The organism is Streptomyces luteoverticillatus (assembly GCF_003970715.1).
In the GTDB taxonomy this organism is placed as follows: domain Bacteria; phylum Actinomycetota; class Actinomycetes; order Streptomycetales; family Streptomycetaceae; genus Streptomyces; species Streptomyces abikoensis.
The window spans coordinates 649,998-674,657 of record NZ_CP034587.1; the positions used below are offsets into that span (position 1 = coordinate 649,998).

Here is a 24,660-nt window from a genome sequence, read left to right on the forward strand (position 1 = left end):
GCCGGGTCGTCAGTACCGCACCGCCCTGACGACTTCGGCCCGCACATCGCCGGACAGCTTCCGTGTGCTGCGCGCCGTGGCCGTGCCGGTCTTGCCGGCGGGGACATCCGGTACGGTCACGACCGCGGTGTCCAGGAGGTTGCCCCCCGGGTCCGTGAAATTGACCTGGACGGCGAACGACTTGGCCGAGCCGGCCGTGTTGGTGGGGGTGAGCCGGGCCGTGGCGTGTCCTTCGCCATCGGTGGTCACGTTCCCGAGTTTCACGTCGCCTTTGACGTCGACCCCACCCTTGATCCCGTCCAGTTTCCGCCTCGCCTCCGCGCTGGCCGACGCGAGGGCACCGGAAGCCTCCGAGGCGAGGGACGACACCGCCGCCGAAGCCTGGGAGGCGACGGAGGCCGCCTTGCTCCCCGTGCCGGACGGGCCGCTCGAACCGTTGGAGCAGCCGGCACCCGTGAAGGTGACGAGTCCGGCCAATGCCACGCCCGTCGCGCGGCGAGTCCAGCGTCGAATCACTTCTCCTCCAGGGGGCGTCCTCGGCGGTTCGCTCTCCAGTCAAGGGCCCGTCGCCCGCCTACGCACGCCGAGAGGTCGGAACGGATGGCGCCGGGCAGTGGGGCTGGGGGTGGGCGTGGGCATGGGGCGGTAAAATGTACGTGCCACCAATACCCGCGCGAAGCTGCGTGGCGAATCATGACCCCGGATGACGAGCGGAGAGAAAGAGAGACCCCCGGGCGGGAGCCGACGTGGCAGTGGGTGCCACGGTCGTCGAGCCGGCCGGACGGGTTGCTGACCTGCGCCGGGGACGGCGGATCGGCCCGGTGGCGGGACGGTGAACGGCTGGAGCGTCTGTTCGAGGAACGGTGCGATCGGCTACGGGCCCAGGGCCGGGAGAACCGGCTCGCGGTGGACGCCGACGGTGTCACACTCACCTACGCGCAGCTCGACGACAGGGCGAATCAGCTCGCCCGCTTTCTGCTGGACCGGGGCATCCGCCCCGGCGACCGGATCGGGCTGCTGCTCGACGACCCGGTGGACGCCTACGTCGGGATGCTGGGCGTACTGAAGGCACACGCGGCCTACGTACCGTTGGACCCCGGATTCCCGGCGGACCGGCTGTCGTACATCGTCTCCGACGCCGCCGTGCGCACGGTCCTGACGCTCTCCAGGCTCGGCGACCGGGCGGCCCACCTCGCCGACGGGGACGGGGACGGTACAGAGCTGCTGTACCTGGACCGGGTGCGGGCCCAGATAGCCCAGCGGCCCACCCGACGCCTCGACAACGCCACCGCCACCACCCCCGGCCGGCAGACCGACGACCTCTGCTACGTCATCTACACCTCGGGTTCCACCGGCCGCCCCAAGGGCGTGGCCATCGGTCACCCGGCCATCTGCAACTTCGTGCGCGTGGCGGCGGAGGTCTACGGCCTCACCTCCGAGGACCGGGTGTACCAGGGGATGACCCTCGCCTTCGACTTCTCCGTCGAGGAGACATGGGTGCCCTGGATGGCCGGTGCCACGCTGGTACCCCGGCCGGCCGGGCCCGGTCTGGTCGGGGCCGAGCTGGACGCCTTCCTGCGGGACCGGCACGTCACCGCGCTGTGCTGCGTCCCGACCCTGCTGGCCACGCTGGACGCGGACCTGTCCGAGCTGCGGTTCCTGCTGGTCTCCGGGGAGTCGTGCCCCCAGGACCTCATCCGCCGCTGGCACCGGCCCGGCCGGCGGTTCCTCAATGTGTACGGCCCGACCGAGGCGACCGTCACCGCGACCTGGACCCTGCTGGACCCGGACCGCCCGGTGACGATCGGCGTCCCGCTGCCGACCTACGCGGTGGCCCTGCTCGACCCCAAGGGGAACACCGCCCTGCCACCCGGATCGATGGGCGAGATCGCCATCGCCGGCATGGGGCTCGCCAACGGCTACCTCAACAGGCCGGACCTGACCGAACGCGCCTTCGTCCCGGACTTCCTCGGCGTTCCCGGCAACCCCTCCGGCAGGATCTACCGCACCGGGGACCTGGGCAGGATCAACGATCGCGGCGAGATCGAACATCACGGCCGCATCGACACCCAGGTCAAGATCCGCGGCTACCGTGTGGAACTGACCGAGATCGAATCGGTGTTGCTCCACGTCCCCGGAATCGCCCAGGCCGTGGTGACCCGGCACGAGGCCGCCCCGGGGGCCGTGGAGCTGTGCGCCTTCTACACCACCCGCGAAGACGCCGTCGTGGACCCCGATCACGTCGTCGTACAGCTGCGGGAGCAGTTGCCGGGATACATGGTCCCCGCCTACCTGGAACCCATACCGTCGATACCGGTACTGCCCAGCGGCAAGGCCGACCGCGACCGTCTGCCCGCGCCGGCCGGACCGCGCCGGCTCGCGGCAGGGCGCGGGTTCACGGCACCGAGGACCGGCACCGAACAGGCGCTGGCCGAGCTGCTGGCCCGTACCCTGCGGGTCGAACGGGTCTCCGTGGACAGCCACTTCTTCGACGAACTCGGCGCCAACTCCCTGCTGATGGCGCACTTCAACGCTGCCGTCCGCGACTTCCCGGGCCTGCCCGGCGTGTCGATGAAGGACGTCTACCTGCACCCCACCGTACGCGCCCTCGCGACGGCCCTGGACGGTACCGCACCGGCCGTACCGGACGACCACACACCGGCGCGCCCCCCGGCACCGGAAGCGGCTCCGGCACCGGAACCGGGGCCCATGGTGAGCACCCCTCGGTACGCCCTGTGCACGGCAGCGCAACTCCTCATGTTCCTCGCCTACATATCCCTCGCCTCGATGGCACTGGACGCCGGGACCGCCTGGGTGAGGCAGGCAGACGGGTGGCCCGGCGTCTGCGGGCGCGCGATCGTCCTCGGTGCCGCTGCGCTGGGCGGGACGGGCCTGCTGCCGATCGCCGCGAAGTGGGCGCTCGTCGGCCGGTGGTCGGCGCGCCGTATCCCCCTGTGGAGCATGACCTACGTCCGCTTCTGGTGCGTCAAGACCCTCGTCACCACCAATCCGCTCGCCCTGCTGTCCGTCGGTACGCCGTTGTACACGCTGTACCTTAGGGCGCTGGGTGCCAGGATCGGACCCCGCGCCCTGATCCTCACCATCCGGGTACCGGTGTGCACCGACCTGCTCAGCGTCGGAGCCGACAGCGTCATCCGCAAGGACACCTATCTCAACGGCTATCGGGCCCACGACGGGGTCATCGAGACCGGCCGCGTCACCATCGGCGACCGTGCCTTCGTCGGCGAGCTCAGCACCCTCGACATCGACGTGCGCCTCGGGCACGCCGCCCAGCTCGGCCACGCCTCGTCGCTGCACTCCGGCCAGTCCGTGCCCGACGGGCAGTGCTGGCACGGCTCACCGGCCGTGCCGGCGCCGGCCGGCTGCCAGTACCTCACGGTCCCGCCGGCCCGGTGCGGCAATGTGCGCCGCGTCTGGCACAGCGTCGTCTGGCTGCTGGCCGTGGTGGCCACCGCCGGGGTGGGCGGCACCGCCGTCGCCGCGCTGCTGGTGTCCCGGCCCTCCCCGCTGGCCGACGCGGTCGCCGGGGCGGCCGGTCCGGACAGCTTGACGTACTACGCCGACGGCCTGTGGCTCGCCGCCGCCGGGGTGCTCGGCCTGGCCGTCCTCGGACCGGTCCTGATCGCGGCCCTGTCGCGGCTGCTGGGCCACCTGGTCAGGCCGAACGCGGTGTACCCGCTCTACGGTGCGCGGTTCGCCCTGCAGCGCGCCACCGCCCGCGTCTCCAACATCCGCTTCTACAACGCCCTGTTCGGCGACAGCTCGGCCGTCGTGCACTATCTGTGCGCCATCGGCTACCGACTGAGACCGTTCGAGCAGACCGGGTCCAACTTCGGCATGGTCGTCAAGCACGAAGTCCCCACCCTCAGCCACGTGGGCACCGGGACGATGGTCTCGGACGGGCTGTCCCTCATGAACGCCGAATTCTCCAGCACGTCCTTCCGCGCCGTCCCGGCCGTCATCGGCCGGAACAACTTCCTGGGCAACAACATCGCCTTCCCCGCCGACGGCAGGACCGGCGACGGCTGTCTGCTGGCGACCAAGACCATGATCCCGGTCAGTGGCGCGGTCAAACAGAACACCGGGCTGCTCGGCTCGCCGCCCTTCGAGATCCCGCGCTCGGTCGAACGCGACCGCCTCTTCGACCACGCGGGCACGGGGCGGCCCGGGCGCCGCAGCGGGCTCGCGGCCAAGAACCGGCACAACGCCGTCACCATCGTCCTGTTCCTGGCCGTCCGGATTCTGTACGTCTTCGGCCTGGTGCTGATCGCCATGCTCCCCTGGGGAGACGGGAACGTGGCGCACTGGCTGGGCACGGCCTGCTCCGCCGTGCTCGGACTCGCGTTCACCGTGGGCTGGTTCGTCGTGGTCGAACGGGCGGTGGTGGGCCCGCACGGACTGCGGCCACGGTTCTGCTCCATCTACGACAAGGACTTCTGGCGACACGAGCGGTACTGGAAGGTACCGTCCATGGCCTACCTCGCCGTCTTCAACGGAACCCCGCTCAAGCCTGCCGTCTGGAGGCTCCTCGGCGTCCGCATGGGCCACCGGGTCTTCGACGACGGTTGCGGCATCATCGAGCGCACCCTCACCCGGGTCGGCGACAACTGCGCCCTCAACGCGGGCAGCACTCTCCAGGCTCATTCCCTGGAGGACGGTGTCTTCAAGTCCGGCCCCATCGCGATCGGCGACGACTGCACCATCGGCACCAACGCGTTCGTCCACTACGGCGTCGTCATCGACGACACCGCACACATCGACGCCGACTCCTTCCTGATGAAAGGTGAACACGTTCCGGCTCGTACGCGCTGGCGGGGGAACCCCGCCGCCGAGACATCGGAGGAGCTCAACGCATCGCGCCCGACGTGAGAGTGGCCGGGATCGGTGTGAGACTGGGAACGGAAGGTGGTGATCCCAGTGCCGGACCCACCGCACGTTTCCGCTGGTCCCCGCGTCGCCATCGACGAGAACCGACTGGAAGAGCTGATCACCGAAGCACAGACGGCACTGCCGTTCGAGCTGCCCGACCTGGCGAACCGGTGCGCCGCGGCCCTCGGCCTGGGCACCGCGCTGATCTACCTCGTCGACCTGCAGCAACAGCTGCTCGTCCCGCTCGACGAGGCCCTGGAGCCACTGCCGGTGGACCGTTCGCCGGCCGGCTGGGCGTACCGCACGGTCACCCCGCGTGTGGTCGACGCCGGCAACGACATGATCGCCTGGATGCCCCTGATCGACGGCGCTGAGCGGCTGGGCGTGCTGGCGGTACGGACCGCCGTGCTCGACGGGGTGCGGATGCGCCGCAGCCGGATGCTGGCCCATCTGTTCGCCATGCTGATCACCTCCAAGCGCGCCTACAGCGACTGGCTCGCCGCCCGCGCCCGCATCACACCCATGCGGTTGCCCGCCGAGATGTTGCGGGCCTTCCTGCCGTCCCACACCATCGGCAGCCGCAGGTGCGTGTCGACCGCCGTCCTGGAACCGGCGTACGAAATCGCCGGCGATGCCTTCGACCACTCGGTGGTGAAGGACGTACTGCACACCATGATCATCGACTCCATGGGACACGACGTGTCCGCCGGCCTGACCACGTCGGTCGCCATGGCGGCGGCGCGCAACGCCCGCCGCGGCGGTGGCGACCTGGCCGACATCGTCGGCTCCGTCGACCAGGCGCTCGCCCAGTGGCTGCCCGACCATTTCTGCACCGGTGTGCTGTGCCACCTCGACGCGGCGACCGGGGTGCTGCGCTGGGTCAACTGCGGTCACCCGCCGCCGCTGCTGATCCGTGCCGAGCGGGTGCTCGAGGGGGCGATGGACAGCCCCCCGCAGCCGCCGATCGGCCTGGCCGGCCAACTCGCCCCGGCGACCCGGCACGTTCACGAGACGACACTGGAGCCCGGCGACTGCGTCCTGCTCTACACCGACGGCGTCGTGGAAGCCCGCGACGACGACGGCGCGGAGTTCGGCCTCGCCCGGTTCACCGACTTCATCATCCGCTCCTCCGCGGCCGGCCAGCGCCCGGCCGAGGTGCTGCGGCTGCTCATCCACGCCATCCTCGACTACCAGCGCAACCAGCTACGGGACGACGCGACCATCCTGCTCTTCGAGTGGCGCCCGCAGTACCAGTGACCCCGCGGCATCCGTGACACGGGGCGGTACCTGTGACACGGACAGTACCTGTGACACGGGCACACAAATTGCAAAGTTCTTCAATTCGCTACATGATGTATTGGTCGTGCCCGCATGAGCCGTGAGCGCGGCCACTGGACGACAGGCCCCGGCCGGCGGGACCGGCCGCCAGGAGGCCGTGCGACAGACAGAGATCGAGGGTTTTGGTGTCGGTTCCGCTGTATCAGGCGAAGGCGGAGTTCTTCCGGATGCTGGGGCATCCGGTCCGGATCAGGGTGCTGGAGCTGCTCCAGGACGGGCCCACACCGGTGCGTGATCTGCTCGCCGCGATGGAGATCGAGCCGTCCGCGCTTTCTCAGCAGCTGGCGGTGCTGCGCCGCTCGGGGATCGTGACGGCCACGCGGACCGGCTCGACCGTCGTCTACGAGCTCGCGGGCGGGGACGTGGCCGAGCTGATGCGCGCGGCCCGGCGGATCCTCACGCAGGTGCTCGACGGGCAGAACGAGCTCCTGGAGGAGCTGCGGGAATCCGGGGGCGGCACTCAGTGAGCACGACGGCTGTCCGGGCGTGGTCACGGGTGCGTTCCCTGCTGCCCGGCCGCGACGATCTCGTAGCGGCGCGCCGTGACCCCAGGCGTGATCTGCTGGCGGGTCTGACCGTGGCGATCGTGGCGCTGCCGCTCGCGCTGGGCTTCGGTGTCTCCTCCGGTCTGGGAGCCGAGGCCGGGCTGGCCACCGCTGTCGTCGCCGGCGCGGTGGCCGCGGTGTTCGGCGGCTCGAACCTTCAGGTGTCCGGGCCGACGGGTGCGATGACGGTGGTCCTGGTGCCGATCTTCGCCCGGTACGGTGCCGGCGGTGTCCTGGCGGTCGGGCTGATCGCCGGCCTGATGCTGATCGCTCTCGCGCTCGCTCGCGCGGGGCGGTACATGAGCTACGTTCCGGCCCCGGTGGTGGAGGGCTTCACGCTCGGTATCGCCGGTGTGATCGGGTTGCAGCAGGTGCCGGGTGCGCTGGGAGTGCCCAAGCCGGAGGGCGACAAGGTCCTGGTGGTGACCTGGCGGGCGGTCGAGTCGTTCGTACGGACGCCGAACTGGACGGCCGTCGCGCTCGCGGCCACCGTGGCCGCGGTCATGCTGCTGGGAGCTCGCTGGAAGCCGACGGTTCCGTTCTCGATCGTCGCGGTGATCGGGGCGACCGTGGCGGCCCAGGTCTTCCACCTGGACGCGGCCAAGCCGATCGGTGCCCTGCCCGCGGGGCTGCCCGCCCCCTCGCTGTCCTTCCTCGACCCGGGCGCGCTGGGATCGCTGCTGGCCCCGGCGGTCGCGGTGGCGGCACTGGCGGCACTCGAGTCGCTGCTGTCCGCTTCCGTGGCGGACGGGATGACCGTGGGGCAGAAGCACGACCCGGACCGGGAGCTGTTCGGCCAGGGCCTGGCGAACATCGCGGCCCCGCTCTTCGGCGGCGTTCCCGCCACCGGCGCGATAGCCCGTACCGCCGTCAACGTCCGCACCGGCGCGGGCTCCCGGCTCGCGGCGCTCACGCACGCGGCCGTGCTCGCGGTCATCGTCTTCGCCGCCGCCCCGCTCGTGGCCCGCATCCCGCTGGCCGCCCTGGCCGGGGTGCTGATCGCGACGGCGATCCGGATGGTCGAGGTCGGCTCGCTGCGGGCGATGGCCCGCGCCACCCGCTCCGACGCGCTCGTCCTCGTCCTGACCGCCGCCGCGACCCTGGCCCTGGACCTGGTTTACGCGGTCCTCATCGGCCTGGCCGTCGCGGGCGCGCTCGCGCTGCGGGCGGTCGCCAAGCAGGCCCGCCTCGACCAGGTGCCCCTCACGGCGGATCCGTCCGGTGACCACAGCGCCGAGGAGCACGCCCTGCTCGCGGAGCACATCGTGGCCTACCGCATCGACGGACCGCTGTTCTTCGCCGCCGCGCACCGCTTCCTGCTGGAGCTCACCGAGGTCGCCGACGTACGCGTGGTCATCCTGCGCATGTCCCGCATATCCACCGTCGACGCCACCGGCGCCCTGGTCCTCAAGGACGCCGTGGCCAAGCTGCGACGGCGCGGCGTCACCGTGCTGGCCTCCGGCATACGGCCCGGACAGCGCCAGGTTCTCGACTCCGTCGGCGCCCTGGACCTCCTGCGGCACGACGGCCGCGAATTCGCCACCACCCCCGAGGCCATCGCCGCCGCCCGCGCCCTCCTTCAAGGCGCCGGAGTGCTGACCGTCCCCGCGCGGCCGGCCACCGTCGCCCCACAGTCGGCCACCGTCCCCGCGCAGCCCGCCGCCGTCACCGAGGAGCCCGCCCCATGACCACCTCCCCCACGCCTCGCCGCATGGTCGACGTGTCCGGTGAGGAAGCCTGGTACCTGCTCGGCGGCGCCACCCAGGGGCGGATGATGTACGAGCAGCGTGATGTCATCGCGGTGCGGCCCGCCTCCCATGTCCTGGAGTACGGGCGCCTGGTCCTCCGCACACCGGTTCCCGGCGCCGCCCTGCGCGGCCGGGTCGGCGTCACCTACCACTGCGACCACATCCATCCCCATGCCGGCACCGGCTGGGCGGTGACCGCCACCGGGCCGGCCGAGCTCATCACCGACCCGGACGAGGCGGCGCACTACCGGCGCACCCTGCCCGGCTGGGCCCACGGCCCCCACGACGCCCTCCTGCGCATCCACCCGCAGACGGTCACCGCTTTCCGCTTCGCCCATGGCGCCGGAGCCACCGGCGGTACGGGCAGGCCCACAGCCTCGTGATCCGGTTCCCCCCTGTCCATCCAGCCTGTGCGGACCCGAACGGGCCGGGCACCGGCACACGTTCGCGAGGAGCGACATGACGATCGAGTGGCACTACACCGACCATGGCCGACTGGGCGTCATGTCGGTATCCGGCTACCTCGGAGCGCACGCCGTGCCGCGTTTCGGCGGTGCCATCGGCTGGGCCTTCGCACGCGGCACCGGTCCTCTCATCCTGGACCTGACGGCTCTCAAGGGCTGGTCCGTCGAAGGTCAGCGCGCCATCGCGGACGCGGCCGCCCGACTCGCGGCCCACGGCCGGGCTCTGGAACTCGCCGCAATTCCGGCCGACGGCTCCGTAGTCCCCCACGCCGCACAGCAGCCCGTCCCGGTCCACCCCGACCTGGACACCGCGCTGGCCGCCCACCACGCCGTGACGGACCAGCCGGTCCGGCAATGGCGCACCGACACCCCCAACCGAAATACGATTTCCAGGTGAGTGAGAACATGCTGCCGCCCTGCCCCGAATGCTCGAGTGCGTACACCTACGAAATGGGCGCACTCCTGGTCTGCCCTGAATGCGGGCACGAATGGTCACCCGCGTCCGCGGAATCCGCCGGCGCCGCCGAGGGCGGGGTGATCAAGGATGCGGTCGGCAATGTCCTGGCCGACGGCGACACGGTCACCGTCATCAAGTCCCTGAAGGTCAAGGGTCATCCGACCGGAATCAAGGCGGGCACCAAGGTGCGCAACATCCGCCTCGTGGAAGGCGTGGCGGGTCACGACATCGACTGCAAGATCGAGGGATTCGGGCCCATGCAGCTCAAGTCCGGCGTGGTCAAGAAAGCCTGAACCGGCCGGTGACCGCCCGGGGCGACGCCCCGGGCGGTTTCGTATGCGGCAAATCAATTACGAAAGGCCATTCCCGCTCGCGGGACCCTCGCTCCCGGGGCCGGAATCGGACGGCTGGGGCGTGGGCCGGCATGCTTTCAGGAGCCGGCGGGCTTTCAGAAAGGGCCCACGCCGTCAGGGATCACGAACCGGGCCAGCACCACCTTGCCGCTCCCGCGCACGGCGGGCTCGGCACTGAGCGCGCCGTCGTAGGCGCGGGCCAGGTCGGCGACGGTCCGCAAGCCCCTCCCCATCATGTGCGGGGACAGATCGGGCAGCCGGGGATCGGCGTCCGCGACACCGACCACGAGCTGCCCGGCCCCTACGGCAAGGGTCACGTCCACCGTCGGGGAACGATCGGCCGCGTGCCGGACGGCATTGGCCACCAGCTCGCTCACCACCAGCAGCACCGTGCCGCCGAAGGCCGACTCCGGGTCGAGCCGGTACTCGGACAACGCCGCGGTCGCGTCGTACCGGGCCGTCCGCACCGCCTCCGGCATCGAAGGCACCGTCAGCACTCGGCGCCACACCGGCGAGGACTCCCTCGGCGCGCACACCGCCACCGGGGCGTGCCTGCGGCGCCGCCTCACCGCGCCGCCTTCGCCTCGAGCAGTTCTTCGAGGAGAACCGCCGTCCGCTTCACTGCCCGTTCTCCATGCCCAGCCCGTGCTCACGGGCTATGCGCAGGGCGTCTTCCAGCTCGTCGGCCGCGACCGACATCCCGTACGCGTCACCGGCCTCGAGCGCCGCGTCGAGGGCGGCTTGTGCCCGGCTCACTCGCTCCCGCGCCGCCTCGGCGAACCCGCCCCCTCGGTCCGACCGTGCCGACGACGCCCGAGGCAGTCGTCGTCAGTGAGCTGAGGCGCGGGCCCGGGCTCCCCAAGAACGGCCACGTCGGCGAATTCACCGCGCTTGAGGAGCCGTCCGGGAAGTGCACGCTCTGGTTCTGCGTCAGCGACCCCGGCCAAGGGTCGGCGCGCTGGGCCCAGGTGCTGCTGGGGCCGACGTTCGACGGACGGGTCTGAGCTCGAACGGATGAACAAGGCCGCCGCCTCGTACAAGGCGGCGGCCCTCCGGCGGCCGGGTCGTTACTGCTTGACCACCGCGAGGTATTCCTGGGCCGAGTCGAGGGTCGCGATGTGCTTGCCATCGATGGCGTGGGGATCCACGGGCAGGTTCTTGAGCTTCTTGATGGCCCAAGTGGAGAAGGGCGCCCAGTCGTTCTCCAGGTCGACCAGCAGGTCGCGCTGGGCGACGGCTCCGTTGGCCCAGCCGGCTGCCACCAACGTGTCGATCTTGTTGAAGCGGGCGGCTTCGTTGATCTCCTGGACGAGGACGAGGAGCGCCTTGGCGGCTTCCCCGCCCTTGGCCGGAGTGGTCGCCAGGTTGATGACACTCTGCTTGGTGCTCTCCTTGCCGAGAGCGACATTAAGGCGTTTGGCCTTGCCGGGCGCGCGGCCTTCGAGAGTGCCGTAGTTCCCGTCGTAGTCGAGCCGGTCCTGCGTCGTGTTCGGCTTCGGCGTGTAGACGGGGTTGGTATTGCCTTCCTTGAGGGAGTGGAAGGTGTTGTCGCTCTCGGTGTACCAGCCCACGGTGTACAGGTCGCCGGAGCGGACGACGAGGTCCACGGAGCCCTTGGCCGTGCTCAGGCGTACCGGGAAGAGGTCGGTGGCCTGCGGGTTGGTCTTGTACATCTTGTCCTTGAAGATCTGCCCGTTGGTGGCTCTCAAGCGCAGGCTCTGGACGAAATTGCGGTAGTCCTTGGCACTGGCCTTCTCGACGTCCAGAACCGGGTTGGGATAGGCGGCGACCTGGGCGGCCGGGGGCGCCAGGACTGCCGGTCCGGCCGGCCCGGGGGCCGCGAAGGCGGCTCCGGTGGTCATGACGGCGGCGGCCACGGTCGTGGCGGCGAGGGCGGCGGCGTTCAGGGGACGGTGCGACTCACGCATGATGAACTCCTGCGGGACAATTCTGAGCGGAGATTTCCAGGGGGACCAGGCGTCAGCTGGTGCACTCGTACATGGCCGCCTGTGTACCGGGCGAGGTGCTCCAGCCCGGCATGTCGAGACACATCCACGTCGGGGCGCCGCTGGGCGTGTTGGCGCTGATCCACCAGCCCTGGTCGGCCGTGATGTTGTCCGTGTCCCACCACTTCTGGTTACCGCCGCCCAAACAGTCCCACTGGACGATCTTGGCGCCCCTGGTCGCCCTGCCGCCGTCGATGCTCAGGCATTTGTTGGAGTTCGCGTTCCGGAGCATGATGTACGACCCGTTGTCCGTCACCTGGGACTTCCACAGATTCTCGGAGGCAGTGCCGCATTCGCCCTGGACGACCGGGGCCCCGTTGTCGGTCGAGCCGCCCTTCACCTTCAGGCACAGATCACTGTGGGCGTTGGCGATCTCGTACTTGTCGCCCTTCTTGCGCAGCTTCCACATCTGGTTCGCCTGCAACCCGGCCAGCTGCTGGGCCCGGTCGGCCTTCGGCTGTGCCTGCTGCGTCACGCCCGGGGCCGGCGTGGCAGGGCTCGCCCCGGCGGCGCCGGCGGGCAGGGCGAGTCCCGCGGTGATGCCCGTGGCGGCGAACAGCGTGGCCAGGGAGTTCCGGACGGTCCTGCGCGTGGTCGGCCTCATGATGGTTACCCCTCTTCCGCGAGCGCTCGGCGGCTCGCACGTGTCCGGTGGGAAACGCCGGGTCCCGCACCCGGACCACGGCCGGTGCGGGTGGTCCTGCCGGTGCTGCCCGGCGCGGTTCCCACGATGCCCGGCGGCCGGGCGGCCGGGCATCGTGGAAGACCACGAACACAGCGGACGCGACGTCGGATCAGGCAAGCGCGGTCATGTCCCGTGCGGCCGAGGGGTTCCCTGTGCCCGCCCCGCCCAGACAGGACGCGAGCTGGGTGCGGCGCGTCACGCCCAGCTTCCGGTACGCGTTGGTGAGGTGGGTCTCCACCGTGCGGCGGGCCAGATGGAGCGCCGCACCGATCTCGGCGTTCGTCTGCCCCATGGCCGCGAGCTCGACGATGCGCCGTTCCGCGACGGTGAGCGCGGCGCTGCCCATCGCGACGCGGTGGGTCCTACGGGCACCCCCGGTGCGCAGAGCGCTCTCGGTGGCACGGACCAGGCGTCCGGCGACCGGAGCGGAGTCGGGGTCGGGGTCGGGGTCGGGTTCCGAACCGAGGGTGGATTCGGGGGTGGAGTCGGGAGTGGAGTCGGGGGCCAGGAGCCGTAGCGCCAGGGTGTGGGCCTCGTGCAGATCGTCCCGGCCCTTGCGGCCGTTCCCGGCGCCGATCCGCGCCTGTCCCAGGTCGAGCAGCGTTTCGATGAGTTCCACGGGTGCCGGGGCCTGCCTCAGCACGGCAACCGCCTCGTGCAACGAGTCCAGCCCGCGACGGCCGCCCACCGCCGCGCCGTGGGCCCGCAGCGCCCGGCCGACCGCACGGGGAGTCCCCCAGGTCCGCGCGTGGCGCAGTTCCTCCTCGGCGAGGTCCAGGGCCCGCGCCGGCTGTCCGAGTCTGACGAGGGCGAGGGCCGCGCCGGACCGCCACGGCGTGGCCACAGGGCTGACGAAGTCGCGGGCGCTCTGGCCACGGCCGCAGGACAGATAGTCGTCGAGGGCGGCCTGCCAGCTCCCCTCGGCCATATGCATATGAGCCCTGGCGTGGCGCAGCTCGTTCCACTCCCAGGAACTGTCGGCGCTCGCGCTCACCTCGTCGAGAGTTGCCACCAGCCGCCGGGCGTGGGCACGGTGGCCGAGCTCGTGGTGGGCGAGCGCCACCATGGACACCAGGTGGGGCATGCGGAGCCCCTGCGCGGTGCGGGCGTCCAGGAGCGGGGCGTTCTCGGCGATGACCCGCCGGAAGTCGCCGACCCACAGGGCCGCCTCGGCCCGCACGCTGATCAGGCACTGCTGACCGATGTCCGTCAGGTCCGGGAGCGCGGGCGGCGCGGGAAGGCACTCGTCGGCGAGCGCGCGTGCCTCGTCCAGCCGGTCGGCCCACTGCAGCAGGGTGGCCGCGCTGCCCAGCCAGCCGGTGCGGAGCCGGGGGTCCACCGGTGCCTTCAGCCGTGGCAGCACACGGGTCATGGCCTCGGCCGCCGACAGCCCGCCGGCCCCGGCCTCGTACTCGGTGACCAGGCCGCAGGCGAGCGGCTCTACGGTGGCGGGGGCTGTCGCCGCCAGCTCCCGCATGCGGGCGACGGCGTTGCGCCAGGCGATCGCGTCATGGGAGGCCATGAGGGCGGCGGTGGTCTGCAGCACGCGGACGAGCTCGTCGTCCTCCACGGCACTGCCCACTTGGCGCATGACGTGCATGGCGGTGTCCGTACGGCCCCGGGCGACGAGCGCCGCGCCGAGGGCGGGCGCGACGGCCGCGCGTTGGTGGCCGTCCGCGTGGAGCTCCAGGGCCGCGCGCAGTCTGCGGATGCAGGCGTCGGCGCTGTGGGGCAGCTCCAGGGCGGCGAGGCGCAGGGCGAGTCCGGCGCGCCGGGCGGGGGCGAGCGGGGCGGTGAGGGCATGGCGGAGGAGGCTGGTGGCCTCGTCGGTGCGGCCGTCGCGGACGGCGTCCTCGGCCGCGTCCTCCAGGGACTGCGTCATCCACTCCTCACCGGGCCGGTCGGTGTGGAGGTCCGCACGGGGCTCTGTGTGGAGCTCTGTGTGGAGCTCTATGTGGAGGAGATGCGCGGCGACATGGGCGGCGGGCGCGCCCTGTTCGTCGAGCAGCCGGGCGATACGGCGGCGCAGCGCGTCCAGTTCGGCGGGTTCGGCGGCCGCGAGGGCGGCTTCGCGTGCCAGGGGGTGGGAGAAGAGACGGCCGAGGCCGAGCGCGTCCGCAGGCGCGTCCGCAGGGGCGTTGTGCCCGTCGGGCCCGAGGTCGGCGGCCTCGTGGAGCAGCCTTCCACCGAGCGGCGCGGGACCGTCCCCAGCGACGGCCATCGCCAGCGACAGGCGGCGCGACCGTGGGGTGGCGCGGGTTCGTAACCAGTGACCGATCACGTCCCGGTAGCGGCGTCCGGCCAGGTCGGACAGCCGGCCGGGCGGCGGCCCCTCACGGAGGTCGGCGAGGAGGGCGTGCACCAGTGCGGGATTGCCGGCGCACGCCCGGACGCACAGCTCGGCCCGGTCGGCGTCCTGCTTCCGGGTACGCGTCGGGCCGGCGAGCGCGAGGCGGGCGACGGCCGCGGGGCCGAGCGGGCGGAGCGTCACGGACGTACCCGTCGCGCCGGGCAGCGCGGTGTTGTCCTTCTCAGGGTATTCGGTGAGGCACTCGGTGAGGAGCAACAGCACGGGCAGGCCCGCGAGCCGCCGGGCCAGGTAGCCGATCCAGCGGCGTGACACCGCGTCGGCGTCGTGCAGATCGTCGACGGCCACGAGCACGGGGCGCCGGGCGGCGGTGCGGGCCAGGGAGGCCACGAGACAGTGGAAGGTCTGCTGTTCCTCGGCAGCCGGCGGGTCCGCGAACGGGATGTCTTCGCCATCGACTTCGGCCCCGGCCCCGGCCTCGGCCTCGGCAAAGATCAGGCGCACGAGGCCGAAGGGGAACGCCGACTCCTCCGGCGAGCAACGCGCGTGCAGGACGCGCATGCCGCCCACCGTCGCCTCCCGCCGCGCCACTTCCTCCAGCAGGGCGGTGCGGCCCAGGCCCGTCGTCGCACGGAACAGCAGCCAGCGCCCGTTGCCGGACCGTGCGGCCTCGGCGGCCCTCGCCGCCTCCGCCAACGCCTCGTCGCGTTCGAGAAGCACGTTCCTCACGCTCAACCCTTCACCTCGGTCCGTCCGTACGACGTCGTTCGACGTGCCCCCCTGATGAATGATGGACGGGTCCGATGACCGGGAAGGATGCGTTCTGGTCACCCTTGCACGGGAAATGTGCGATTCCGGCCACGCTGACATGGTCTTTTGCACGGCGGCCGGTGGACAGGGCCCAGGAGGTAGGCCATAGGGTGCTCGCTCGTGATGGAACCTTCCCCTACCCCTTCCCTTTCCCCGTACCTCCGTACGACAGCGGACGCGTACGACGCCGTCGCCGTCCGCTACGCCGAATTCGTCCGTGGTTCGCTCGACGCTCTTCCGCTGGACCGTGCGGTGCTCGCCGCGTTCGCCGAGCTCACGCTGACCTCCGGGGACGGTCCCGGGGCCGGTGCCGGTCCCGTCGCCGAGCTGGGGTGCGGCCCGGGGCACATGACGGCGCATCTGCGCGACCTGGGACTGGACGCCTTCGGCATCGACCTCTCGCCCGTGATGATCGATCTCGCCCGTGAGGCACACCCGGACCTGCGGTTCGAGGTGGGTTCCATGGACGCCCTGGACCTGGCCGACGGCGAGCTGAGCGGCATCCTCTCCTGGTACTCGGTCATCCACACCCCGCCCCAGGAAATCCCCTCGTACTTCGCGGAGTTCCAGCGGGTGCTCGCACCCGGTGGCCACCTCCTGCTCGCCTTCTTCGAGTCGGAGGGCGGGCCGGTCACAGCGTTCGACCACAAGGTGACGACGGCCTACCGGTGGCCGATCGACGACGTGGCGGGGCTGGCCCGCGAAGCCGGGTTCGTCGAGATCGGCCGGATGCTTCGTGAACCGCGCCAGGACGAGCGGTACCGGCGAGGTCATCTGCTGATGCGCAAGGGCGAGTAACGGCCTCGGGACCCGCTTTATGCTCTCGGACACCTATTCACACTGAGCGGGGGCACAGTGGCTGAGGGGGCACAAGCGGGCGACGTCGTCGGAGGCCGCTGCCAGTTGGTGCAGTCGACCGCCTCGGGCGGCATGGGACGCGTCTGGAAGGCGCACGACGCCCGCCTCCAGACCGAAGTGGCGGTCAAGGAGCGGAAGACGAGCAGCGACCTGTTCTCCCTCGGGGTGACGCTGTACGAGGCGGTGGAGGGCGTGTCGCCGTGCCTGCGTGACTCCTGGTTGGCCTCCGCGCACCCGCCTCCGCCCCCACGCTACGGGTGAACGCCGGGACGCTGGGCGCCACGTCCCGCGTGCTGTGGCTCGAGGCCCGTCGCCCCGTGCACCTCAGCGTCCACCGGGAGGGTGGTGAGGTGGTCCTGACGGGCGACGGGGTGGTGCGGCGCCCACACGAGGTGCGCGCCACGCCGGTCCGCACGCTGTCCCTCGGCACACCGGCTGCCTGCCCGTACCGGACGGAAACGATCTGGATCGCCGTGGGTGCCTATGTGTGCGCCGAACCGAGGTGACAAGCACGGCGGGTGAAGACCGTGATGGTGAGGGAGACTGCGGCCAGAACGGAGATCGTGGTGCCGGGGGTGAGGTACTGGGCGACACCGCCGGCGATCGCGGCTCCGATGCCCTGCCATGTCATCCGGCCGGCGGACTCGACGCCTTGGACCTGACCGCGGACCGGATCGGCCGTCGACGCGAGAAGCTGCTCCTGGAGCGGCAGAGTGGCGGCGAACCCGGCACTGGCGACGAACACCGTGGCCGTCGCCACCAGCACGGGCGGGTGGACGGCGAACACCAAGTAGGGGGCGGCGAGCAGCAGCCGCAGGGCGAACGCCCAGCGGCGTCGCTGGTCGGCGGTGAGCAGCCGCCCGACGGTCAGGTCCCCGAGGAGCATGCCGGCCGAACCGGCGCCTAGGAGGACACTGGCGAGTTCCGGGTCGTAGGAGATGAACAAGGCCTCGCAGCCGACGATCAGGCCGTTGGGAACCCACAGGTTCAGCAGCAGTGCCCTTCGGCCGGGGCGGGAGAAGAGTGCGATGTTCGCTGTCCAGGTCTCTCGCAGTCCGGAGCGACGGGTCAGACGGATCGAGCGTTCCCGGATGGTCGCCCACACGAGGACCAACCCGATACCGGTCAGAGCGGCGGCGACGATGAACACTTCTCTCGGACTCAGGTGCCGCAGCAATACGGCGCCGACGGCGTAGCCGAGGACTGCCATGCCACCCGAGGTGATGTTCATCAGCGAACGTGCCGGCGCGTAGGCGGAGTCCGGTATCACCTCGACGAGCAACCCCATCCGCGTGCCGGTCGCCAGGGACTGGAAGAAACCCACCACCAGGAGCAGCCCGAACCGGGCGGCCAACGGCAGCCCCGGAACCGCCTGCGCGGCGACCGCCGCGAACGAGACGCATTGGAGCGCGAGGAGGGTGCGGCGGGGACGGCTCCCGTCCGCGACCGACATCAGTGTCAGCGCCCCGAGGACCGTGGCGAAGGTGGCGCCGTACATGCTCACGGCCGTCAGGAACGGGGACTGTGTCTGGCGGTCGACCAATGTGCCGAGCGCGAAGCCCGACAAGGTGCCGGCGGCGACAGTGAGTGTGAAGCCGGCGTACAAGCCGGCGAACTCGCGGTTGCGCAGGAGGGCGCGGTAGCCGACGACAGTAGGTGCGGTGGATGTGGGTGTGGATGTGGATGTGGATGTGGATCTGCATGTGTCAGTAGGCATGAAAAAAGCCTCCGGACGCACCCATTGGGGCGCCGAAGGCCAACACGCTCATTCTAGCAGCCGACGCCGCGACTGCTTAAGATTCCGCCGTGAACGACAGCACACATGACATACGGATCAGACCAGGCGGCCTGGCCGACGCACCGGCCGTTCTGGACATGCTCGACGCCGCGGTGGCCTGGATGAACGGTCGCGGCAACACCGAGCAGTGGGGCACGACGCCGTATTCGCGGAAGCCCGGCGGTGTGGCGAGGGTGGAGCGATACATGACCGAGAACGTCCCCTACATCGCGGAACTGGGCGGCAACGGAACACCCGTCGGAGCCATGGTGCTGGACTCCGGGCCCAGCCCGCAGATGCCGATCGCCCCGGCCGGGGAACCCGAGCGGTACGTCCGGCTGCTGGTCTCCGACCGGCGGTACGCCGGTCTGGGCATCGGGGCGGCGCTGCTGGCCCACGCCGTCGAGGAGACCCGGCGGGCCGGTGTGGAGCTGCTGCGGGTCGACTGCTGGGCGGGCGGCGGGGGCGAGCTGGTCGCGTTCTACGAGCGCAACGGGTTCGCCCCCACCGACCGGTTCCTGGCCGACTCCTGGCCGGGGCAGGTGCTGGCCCGACGGGTCGGCTGACGGCACGGCGCGGATCGGATCGGATCGGCTTGGCGCCGAGGCGGCGCCCCTGCTACTCCGGCTTCCGGAGCGTCTCGACGAGTGCCGAGATGCTGTGGTCACGGTGGCCGTCGGCGACGGCACGTTCGAGCAGCGCGTGCATCGGCAGGTGCCAGGACACATCGATGCCGGCCTCCCGGCCGAGCTGGGGAACATTGGCGATGCCCTGGTGAAATATCCCGACCGTCGCGCGCGGTCGGGTGTAGTCGCCGCTGTCGATCTCCTCGGCGATGGCCGGCAGTTCGGAGGCGATCATCTCCAGCCACTTGACGGTATAACGCACCAGGGTGCCGGCCGTCAGGCCGCGTGCGGTGACCAGCGCGGCGCCCTGGAAGAAGCCGAGGAGGGCGGGCAGCAGGAGCCCGCCCACGGCCTGCTCGTAGAGCGCGGCCAGGTCCGGCTCGTCACCGAGGTGGACGGTGTCCCCGCCCAGCACCCGCAGTGTCCGCTCGTACGTGTCGAACACGCCCTTGTCGCCGCCGTAGTACAGGAGGGTGCCGGGTGCGCCGACGGCTGTGGGAACGTTCTTGACCGCGCCGTCCAGGAACCGCGCTCCTCGCGCCTCCGCCCAGCCGGCCATCCGACGGGCGCCTTCCGGTGTCCCGGTGTTGAGGGTGACCAACGCGCGCCCGACAAGGGTGGCGGAGGCCGGTTCCAGGGCCTCGCGGGTGGCGTCGTACGTGGTCAGGCAGGTGATGACCAGCGGGCCGGCGGCCACCGCCTCCTCCACCGTGCCGGCGTGGCGCGCTCCCTTGGCGACGAGTGGCACGGCCTTCTCCGCGCTCCGGTTCCACACGGTCGTCGGGTGCCCCGCCCCGACGAACGCCTCCGCCAGCGCGGTGCCCATAGCCCCCAACCCGATCACGGTCACCGGCGTGCGGTCGTTTGCAGGCATGCTCAACTCCAGTCGGAACACGGGTGGTTTCGGCCCTTCGGCCGTTGACGCTCCATGCTCCGGCTCAAGCGGACATTTCCTCAAGTACCGACTATTTTGGCGGGTACTTACCTTTGGATCAGTGGGAGTACTGATGAAGAAACGAACCTTCACCTGCGGGTTCGACGCCGCCCTCGCCGTCGTCGGCGGCAAGTGGAAGATGCTGATCCTGTGGGCACTCCACACCGATGGACCACTGCGCTTCGGAGAGCTGCGGCGTGCGGTCGACGGCATCAGCGAGCGTGTCCTGATCAGCCAGCTGAAGGAGATGGAAGCGAGCCAGTTAGTTCATCGCGAGGAGTTCCACCAGGTGCCACCGAAGGTGGAGTACTCCCTGACCGAGTTCGGCGCGTCGCTTCTCGGCGCCCTCATGCCGCTGGGCGAGTGGGGATCGGCCAACATGGAGCGCATCACCTCGCTCACCTCGCCCGAACCCGCGAACGGCCCGGTTCAGGCCCGTAGGGCCAGTGCGACGCCGTCCCCAAGTGCAAGTGTTCGTACCGGGATGTAGGTTGGGGGCGTCCGGCGGGGCTTCGCCCGGCGGTGGTGACACGGGGCGAGGGGGGCAGGCCTTGGGCGTCGTACTGTTGGCACTCGGGGGCACCATTTCGGTGCCGGGCCGGGGGCGGGGAGCGCGGCTGAGCGGGGCCGAGATCACCGCGGCCGTACCAGGCCTGACGGAGCTGGGCGTCCCCCTGGACGTGCGGGACGTGCAGGCCGTGCCCGGCGGAAGCCTCACCTTCGCGCAGTTCCTGGACGTCGTCGCCATCGCCTCGCGAGCCGTGGCCGAGGGCGCGGACGGCGTGGTCGTCACCCAGGGCACCGACTCCCTGGAGGAGACGGCGTTCCTGGCCGACCTGGTGTGGCCGCACGAGGCGCCGTTCGTGCTGACCGGTGCGATGCGGCAGCCGGCCATGGCGGGGGCGGACGGACCGGCCAACGTCCTCGCCGCCGTACGCGTCGCCACGGCCCCCGAGGCGCGCGGCGCGGGTGCGCTGGTCGTCCTCAACGACGAGGTGCACGCGGCGCGATGGGTGCGCAAGACGCACAGCACGAGCACCGCGACCTTCGCCTCGCCGAACACCGGCCCACTCGGGCACATCGTCGAGGGCCGGGTACGGATGCTCCTCATCCCGCCCCGGCACGAACCGCTGCCCGCCGGGCCCGACCGGAAGCGGCTCGAGGACGCCCGCGTCGCTTTGCACGTGGTCACCCTGGACGACGACGGCGACCGGCTCCAGGGGCTGGAGGCCACCCACAGGGGCCTGGTCGTCGCCGGGTTCGGCGTCGGCCACGTGCCGGGCGCGCTCGCGCCCCGGCTCGGCGCCCTGGCCGAGCACATGCCGGTCGTACTGACCTCGCGCACCGGGAGCGGTCCGGTCCTGCGGCACACCTACAGCGCGCCCGGTTCGGAGACGGACCTGCGGCGCCGCGGACTGATCGACAGCGGCTTCCTCGACCCGTACAAGGCCCGGGTACTGCTCCGGCTGCTACTGGCGGCCGGAGCCGGGCGCGACGACATCGCGGAAGCGTTCGCCCTACGGGGCTGAGGTGTCCGGCCGAGGTGTCCGGCCGAGGTCGGCTACGGAAGCGCCTCGGTCAGCCACGGGAGCGGCGGCTCCGGGGCGGCGGCGTGATGCGTACGCGCTCCTCGACGGGGGCGTTCTCGATGTCGTCGAGCTGCGCGACGATCGTGCTCCGCAGGTCGTCGTAGTCCTCGAACCGGTAGTCGTGGAACAGCGTGTGGCCCGTCCACATCAGATTCGCGCACACCCGGGCCGGCACCCGGCCGGTGTGGGCGCCCATGCCGACCAGTGCCACCGACTCGATGCTGCCCGGCGCCTTCGCGTTCTGCTGGTGTATCGCCTGGAACGCGGCGGCGCACGCCAGGGCCACGTTCAGGGTCTCGCTCACATTCTGTGCGGAGTGCTCCATCGTCGGCGTCGAGATGAGGAACTTCGGGTGGACCGCCCCGGACGGCACGCACACCGCGCTGCCCACCGGCAGGCTCCCCGCGAACCGGTCGCGGATCGCCCGCTGCACGCGCAGCTGGATGCCCGCTCCGAGGTGCCGCTTGATGGCCGCGTCGACCCCGCCGTCCATCCGGCCCCGGGAGTTCGTCGGAGTCACCCAGGCATCGACCTTCTCGTCCAGGATCGAGCCCTTGCGGATCTCGATCCCGGGGGTGTCGGCGAACGCCGCCCGCCAGGCCTCCACCACCGACGCGTTGATGTCGGTGAGCACCACCTTCAACGGCGACTGCGTACGGTCCATGCTCATGCTCCACTCCGATCGGAAGACGGCCCTCGGCGATGCGGCCCTCGGTCGTTCACGACGCTACCGCGCCCCACTGACAAGCCCGTTCCGGCCCGGCGCCGTTGTCGGACCCCCTCGGTATAACAGTGGCGTCCCGCACAGCTGTGGGGTCCGCCGGCCAATCCGACGGGCTCCCACGAAGACCGGAGTCCCCGCACCATGAGCGACGCCCAGACCCCCGCCACGCCCGCCACGCCCGCCACCCCCGACCCGAACGACCCGCTGGCCCTCGCCGAGCTCTTCGAAGGCGGCGGGGAACCGTGGCTTCCACTGCTGAAGCCGGTGATCGAGGCGCAGCCGGACGCGGCCGCCTTCATCGGCACGGGACGTGGCCCGGAGGTCGTCCCCGTCCGTGAGCTGACCTTCCAGGCGCTCAAGCCCAACCCGCCGCACAAGTGGAAGGTCGTCGTCTTCGGCCAGAACCCTTACCCGCGGCCGGAGAGCGCCACCGGCATCGCCATGTTCGACAACACCTTCCACGACTGGAAGGACAGTCAGTTCGGACGGGTCGTCAGCATCCGCTGCATCATCAAGGCGGCGGCGATGTGGAAGTACGGCATACCCAAGAAGACGCCGATCGCCGACGTGCGCGCGCTGCTGAAGAAGCAGGACACCGTCCAGCCGCCGGAGTGGTTCCAGGCGATGCTCACCCAGGGTGTGCTGCTGCTGAACGCGGCACTCACCGCCAGCAGTGCCGAGGCGCGGGGAGCGGACCGGCACACCGTGTTCTGGCGTCCGGTCGCCGAGCGGATCGTCGAGGAGATCCTCAAGGCCAAGCAGAACGCCGACGAGGAGGACCGCGGTGTCGTCTTCGCGTGGTGGGGCGCGCACGCGCGCAACCTGAAGAAGATCGTCCTCAGGCTCCAGGAGAAGTACCCCGACGTCGAGGTCCGGCACATCGACCACGCCAATCCCGCCGCACAGGGCGACATCTTCTGCGAAGGCGACCATTTCGGCGTGGTGAACGACGCCCTCGCGTCGCTGGGCATGGATCAGATCGACTGGTTGCCGAGCAAGGGGTGGAACGACGCCTCGTCGGAGGCCGGCGGGGCGGACGGCGGCGTCGCCGAACGCATGGGGGCGTTCATCGCGTCCACCATGGAGCTGCACCAGCTGTATCTGGAGCGGCTCGCAGGCGTCAAGGACGAGGGTCTGGCCCTCCCCGCGATCACCGGTGTCTTCGACACCCCGCTGATGGAGTTCCGGGACGCCGTCGCGCCGGTCGCCGAGCTGCTGTCCGGCCTCGGCCAGCATGTCGATCTGTCGCACGACTTCGGCAAGAGGCGGGCGGACGAGGCGGCCGGTGCCGGCGGTCTGTCCGCCGACGCGATCGCCGCGCTCTACCTCTACACCTGCGAGTCCGCGTTCTACCGGGAGATCAACGCCATTCTGCGCGCCCCGGACCGGAGCAGGATCGTCCCCTACCTCCCGTACTTGCGGCTGCTGTTCTCTGCGGTGTCGGGGCTTCCCGCCCGCACGGAACCGCTGTGGCGCGGGGTGTCGCTGGACCTGCGCGCGCAGTACCCGGTCGGCCGGACCGTCACGTGGTGGGGCGTCTCGTCGTGCACGTCCAAGCTCGGCGTGGCCCGGGCGTTCCTCGGCAGCAGGGGCAAGCGGACGCTCTTCGAGGTGACGCCCGCCCGGGCCGTGGGCATCCAGAACTTCTCCGCGTTCACGGGCGAGGAGGAGTTCATCCTCGCGCCGGGAACGCAGCTCAAGGTGACGGACGTGAAGGCGGAGCGCGGCGGCCTGTGCACCGTGAGGCTGACCGAGCTGGAGGAGCAGACCCTCGTGTCCTGAGCGAAGTGTTCCGACCGGGAGCCGGCTCCGTCAGCTCCTGACCGGGGCCGGCTCCGTCAGCCGGTCGTGGCCGTGGCGCAGGCGAGGTGGCCCCAGCCGTCGGGGTTCTTCGCGATCGTCTCGCCCTTCGCGTACGGCTTTCCGCAGCGGCAGCGCCCGGGGAACCTCGCCTTGAGCGACCCCCTCGCCCGGCCGCTCGACGGGCGCCCCGCCCCCGGCTCCGAGGCGGCGGGCTTCCGGGCGCGGCCGCCGCCGGCCCGGGGCGCGGCCCCGGCCTCCGGCTCCGGAAGGTCGGAGCCGAGGGAGGTGCCCGCCTCCCGCTGGGTGCGGGCGGTATGGCTGGCGGCCGCGTCGGCGGCGGCGTTGAGGGGGTCGCCGTCCACCTGGTGGGCCGGTACGTACACGAACTCGACGGCGCGGCCGGTCAGCAGCTCGTCGATCCGCATCACGAGCCCCTGGTTGGCCACCGGGGTGCCGGAGGCCGTCTTCCACCCCTTCCGCTTCCAGCCGGGCAGCCATGTCGTCACGGCCTTCATCGCGTACTGGGAGTCCATCCGCACCTGCAGGGGGACGGCCGGGTCGGTGGACTCCAGCAGCTCCTGGAGCGCGGTGAGTTCGGCGACGTTGTTCGTCGCGGTGCCCAGCGGTCCGGCCTGCCAGCGGCGCACCTCGCCGGTGGCGTCCCCGATGACCCATGCCCAGGCGGCGGGCCCGGGGTTGCCCTTCGACGCGCCGTCGCACGCGGCGGTGATCTGTTCGTGCATCC

The 24,660-nt window shown here is 71.2% G+C and carries 25 protein-coding genes; 15 read left to right on the forward strand and 10 right to left on the reverse strand.

Annotation, left to right across the window (positions count from 1 at the left end):
* Window positions 1-9: 9 nt before the first annotated feature.
* A complete protein-coding gene (locus tag EKH77_RS02500) occupies window positions 10-477 on the reverse strand; it encodes a hypothetical protein (protein ID WP_397614191.1) in 468 nt (155 codons plus the stop codon).
* Window positions 478-693: 216 nt separating this feature from the next.
* On the opposite strand from EKH77_RS02500, the gene EKH77_RS02505 reads away from it, so the two are divergent.
* The 7 genes from EKH77_RS02505 (at window position 694) to EKH77_RS02535 (ending at window position 9,735) form a co-directional block, all read left to right on the forward strand.
* The gene (locus EKH77_RS02505) at window positions 694-4,890 is read left to right on the forward strand and encodes a Pls/PosA family non-ribosomal peptide synthetase (protein WP_126912797.1); all 4,197 of its coding nucleotides are present in this window, start codon (window positions 694-696) and stop codon (window positions 4,888-4,890) included.
* 39 nt (window positions 4,891-4,929) lie between these two features.
* A complete protein-coding gene (locus tag EKH77_RS02510) occupies window positions 4,930-6,147 on the forward strand; it encodes a PP2C family protein-serine/threonine phosphatase (RefSeq protein ID WP_126917842.1) in 1,218 nt (405 codons plus the stop codon).
* Between the two features lie 206 nt (window positions 6,148-6,353).
* A complete protein-coding gene (locus tag EKH77_RS02515; protein ID WP_126912798.1) occupies window positions 6,354-6,695 on the forward strand; it encodes an ArsR/SmtB family transcription factor in 342 nt (113 codons plus the stop codon).
* The gene (locus EKH77_RS02520; protein ID WP_126912799.1) at window positions 6,692-8,461 is read left to right on the forward strand and encodes a SulP family inorganic anion transporter; all 1,770 of its coding nucleotides are present in this window, start codon (window positions 6,692-6,694) and stop codon (window positions 8,459-8,461) included. The genes EKH77_RS02515 and EKH77_RS02520 overlap by 4 nt, the downstream gene beginning before the upstream one ends.
* A complete protein-coding gene (locus EKH77_RS02525; protein WP_126912800.1) occupies window positions 8,458-8,904 on the forward strand; it encodes a pyridoxamine 5'-phosphate oxidase family protein in 447 nt (148 codons plus the stop codon). Before EKH77_RS02520 ends, EKH77_RS02525 begins: the two co-directional genes overlap by 4 nt.
* A 76-nt stretch (window positions 8,905-8,980) precedes the next feature.
* Window positions 8,981-9,382, forward strand: coding sequence for an STAS domain-containing protein (locus EKH77_RS02530; protein WP_126912801.1), 402 nt, complete (start codon window positions 8,981-8,983; stop codon window positions 9,380-9,382).
* Window positions 9,379-9,735, forward strand: coding sequence for a zinc ribbon domain-containing protein YjdM (locus EKH77_RS02535; protein WP_276319215.1), 357 nt, complete (start codon window positions 9,379-9,381; stop codon window positions 9,733-9,735). The genes EKH77_RS02530 and EKH77_RS02535 overlap by 4 nt, the downstream gene beginning before the upstream one ends.
* Window positions 9,736-9,890: 155 nt before the next feature.
* Here the strand turns inward: EKH77_RS02535 and EKH77_RS02540 are convergent, their stop codons facing one another.
* Entirely contained in the window at window positions 9,891-10,274 is a 384-nt protein-coding gene (locus EKH77_RS02540; protein ID WP_126912802.1) for an ATP-binding protein, read from the reverse strand.
* Between the two features lie 139 nt (window positions 10,275-10,413).
* Window positions 10,414-10,551, reverse strand: a complete 138-nt coding sequence (locus tag EKH77_RS02545) for a hypothetical protein (protein WP_164737705.1) — start codon at window positions 10,549-10,551, stop codon at window positions 10,414-10,416.
* A 44-nt stretch (window positions 10,552-10,595) separates the two neighbouring features.
* On the opposite strand from EKH77_RS02545, the gene EKH77_RS02550 reads away from it, so the two are divergent.
* A complete protein-coding gene (locus EKH77_RS02550; RefSeq protein ID WP_126912804.1) occupies window positions 10,596-10,799 on the forward strand; it encodes a hypothetical protein in 204 nt (67 codons plus the stop codon).
* 63 nt (window positions 10,800-10,862) lie between these two features.
* Here EKH77_RS02550 and EKH77_RS02555 read toward each other — a convergent pair whose 3' ends face one another.
* The 3 genes from EKH77_RS02555 to EKH77_RS02565 all read right to left on the reverse strand — a co-directional run bounded on the left by EKH77_RS02555 (window position 10,863) and on the right by EKH77_RS02565 (window position 15,523).
* Entirely contained in the window at window positions 10,863-11,723 is an 861-nt protein-coding gene (locus tag EKH77_RS02555; protein WP_126912805.1) for a ribosome-inactivating family protein, read from the reverse strand.
* A gap of 52 nt (window positions 11,724-11,775) precedes the next feature.
* Window positions 11,776-12,405: an RICIN domain-containing protein gene (locus EKH77_RS02560; protein ID WP_164737706.1), complete on the reverse strand. Its 630-nt coding sequence runs from the start codon at window positions 12,403-12,405 to the stop codon at window positions 11,776-11,778.
* A 190-nt stretch (window positions 12,406-12,595) separates the two neighbouring features.
* Entirely contained in the window at window positions 12,596-15,523 is a 2,928-nt protein-coding gene (locus EKH77_RS02565) for a helix-turn-helix domain-containing protein (protein WP_164737707.1), read from the reverse strand.
* Between the two features lie 204 nt (window positions 15,524-15,727).
* Here EKH77_RS02565 and EKH77_RS02570 point away from each other — a divergent pair, with 204 nt between their 5' ends.
* From EKH77_RS02570 to EKH77_RS02580, 3 genes are read left to right on the forward strand one after another with little or no spacing between them, the layout of a single operon-like run.
* Window positions 15,728-16,402 (forward strand): class I SAM-dependent methyltransferase, encoded by a 675-nt coding sequence (locus EKH77_RS02570; RefSeq protein WP_126912808.1) that lies wholly within the window; start codon window positions 15,728-15,730, stop codon window positions 16,400-16,402.
* Window positions 16,403-16,459: 57 nt separating this feature from the next.
* A complete protein-coding gene (locus EKH77_RS02575; RefSeq protein WP_126912809.1) occupies window positions 16,460-16,723 on the forward strand; it encodes a hypothetical protein in 264 nt (87 codons plus the stop codon).
* Window positions 16,720-16,968 carry a hypothetical protein gene (locus tag EKH77_RS02580; protein WP_126912810.1) on the forward strand — a complete coding sequence of 83 codons (249 nt, stop codon included), beginning with the start codon at window positions 16,720-16,722 and terminating at the stop codon, window positions 16,966-16,968. The genes EKH77_RS02575 and EKH77_RS02580 overlap by 4 nt, the downstream gene beginning before the upstream one ends.
* On the opposite strand, the gene EKH77_RS02585 is transcribed toward EKH77_RS02580, so the two are convergent.
* Complete coding sequence (locus EKH77_RS02585; RefSeq protein WP_126912811.1) at window positions 16,944-18,179, reverse strand: hypothetical protein; 1,236 nt, start codon at window positions 18,177-18,179, stop codon at window positions 16,944-16,946. The two genes, EKH77_RS02580 and EKH77_RS02585, sit on opposite strands and share 25 nt — an antisense overlap.
* Before the next feature lie 89 nt (window positions 18,180-18,268).
* On the opposite strand from EKH77_RS02585, the gene EKH77_RS02590 reads away from it, so the two are divergent.
* The gene (locus tag EKH77_RS02590; RefSeq protein WP_126912812.1) at window positions 18,269-18,805 is read left to right on the forward strand and encodes a GNAT family N-acetyltransferase; all 537 of its coding nucleotides are present in this window, start codon (window positions 18,269-18,271) and stop codon (window positions 18,803-18,805) included.
* 52 nt (window positions 18,806-18,857) lie between these two features.
* On the opposite strand, the gene EKH77_RS02595 is transcribed toward EKH77_RS02590, so the two are convergent.
* Window positions 18,858-19,739, reverse strand: a complete 882-nt coding sequence (locus tag EKH77_RS02595) for an NAD(P)-dependent oxidoreductase (RefSeq protein ID WP_126912813.1) — start codon at window positions 19,737-19,739, stop codon at window positions 18,858-18,860.
* 133 nt (window positions 19,740-19,872) lie between these two features.
* On the opposite strand from EKH77_RS02595, the gene EKH77_RS02600 reads away from it, so the two are divergent.
* Together EKH77_RS02600 and EKH77_RS02605 are read left to right on the forward strand one after the other, a co-directional pair.
* A complete protein-coding gene (locus EKH77_RS02600) occupies window positions 19,873-20,289 on the forward strand; it encodes a winged helix-turn-helix transcriptional regulator (protein ID WP_126912814.1) in 417 nt (138 codons plus the stop codon).
* A gap of 61 nt (window positions 20,290-20,350) precedes the next feature.
* A complete protein-coding gene (locus tag EKH77_RS02605) occupies window positions 20,351-21,328 on the forward strand; it encodes an asparaginase (RefSeq protein WP_126912815.1) in 978 nt (325 codons plus the stop codon).
* Between the two features lie 49 nt (window positions 21,329-21,377).
* Here EKH77_RS02605 and EKH77_RS02610 read toward each other — a convergent pair whose 3' ends face one another.
* A complete protein-coding gene (locus EKH77_RS02610; RefSeq protein WP_240667188.1) occupies window positions 21,378-22,052 on the reverse strand; it encodes a macro domain-containing protein in 675 nt (224 codons plus the stop codon).
* Window positions 22,053-22,253: 201 nt separating this feature from the next.
* Here EKH77_RS02610 and EKH77_RS02615 point away from each other — a divergent pair, with 201 nt between their 5' ends.
* On the forward strand, window positions 22,254-23,894 hold the full coding sequence (locus EKH77_RS02615) for an ADP-ribosyltransferase domain-containing protein (protein ID WP_126912817.1): 1,641 nt from the start codon (window positions 22,254-22,256) through the stop codon (window positions 23,892-23,894).
* A 56-nt stretch (window positions 23,895-23,950) separates the two neighbouring features.
* Here EKH77_RS02615 and EKH77_RS02620 read toward each other — a convergent pair whose 3' ends face one another.
* Entirely contained in the window at window positions 23,951-24,658 is a 708-nt protein-coding gene (locus EKH77_RS02620; RefSeq protein WP_126912818.1) for a ribonuclease H family protein, read from the reverse strand.
* Window positions 24,659-24,660: the final 2 nt, after the last annotated feature.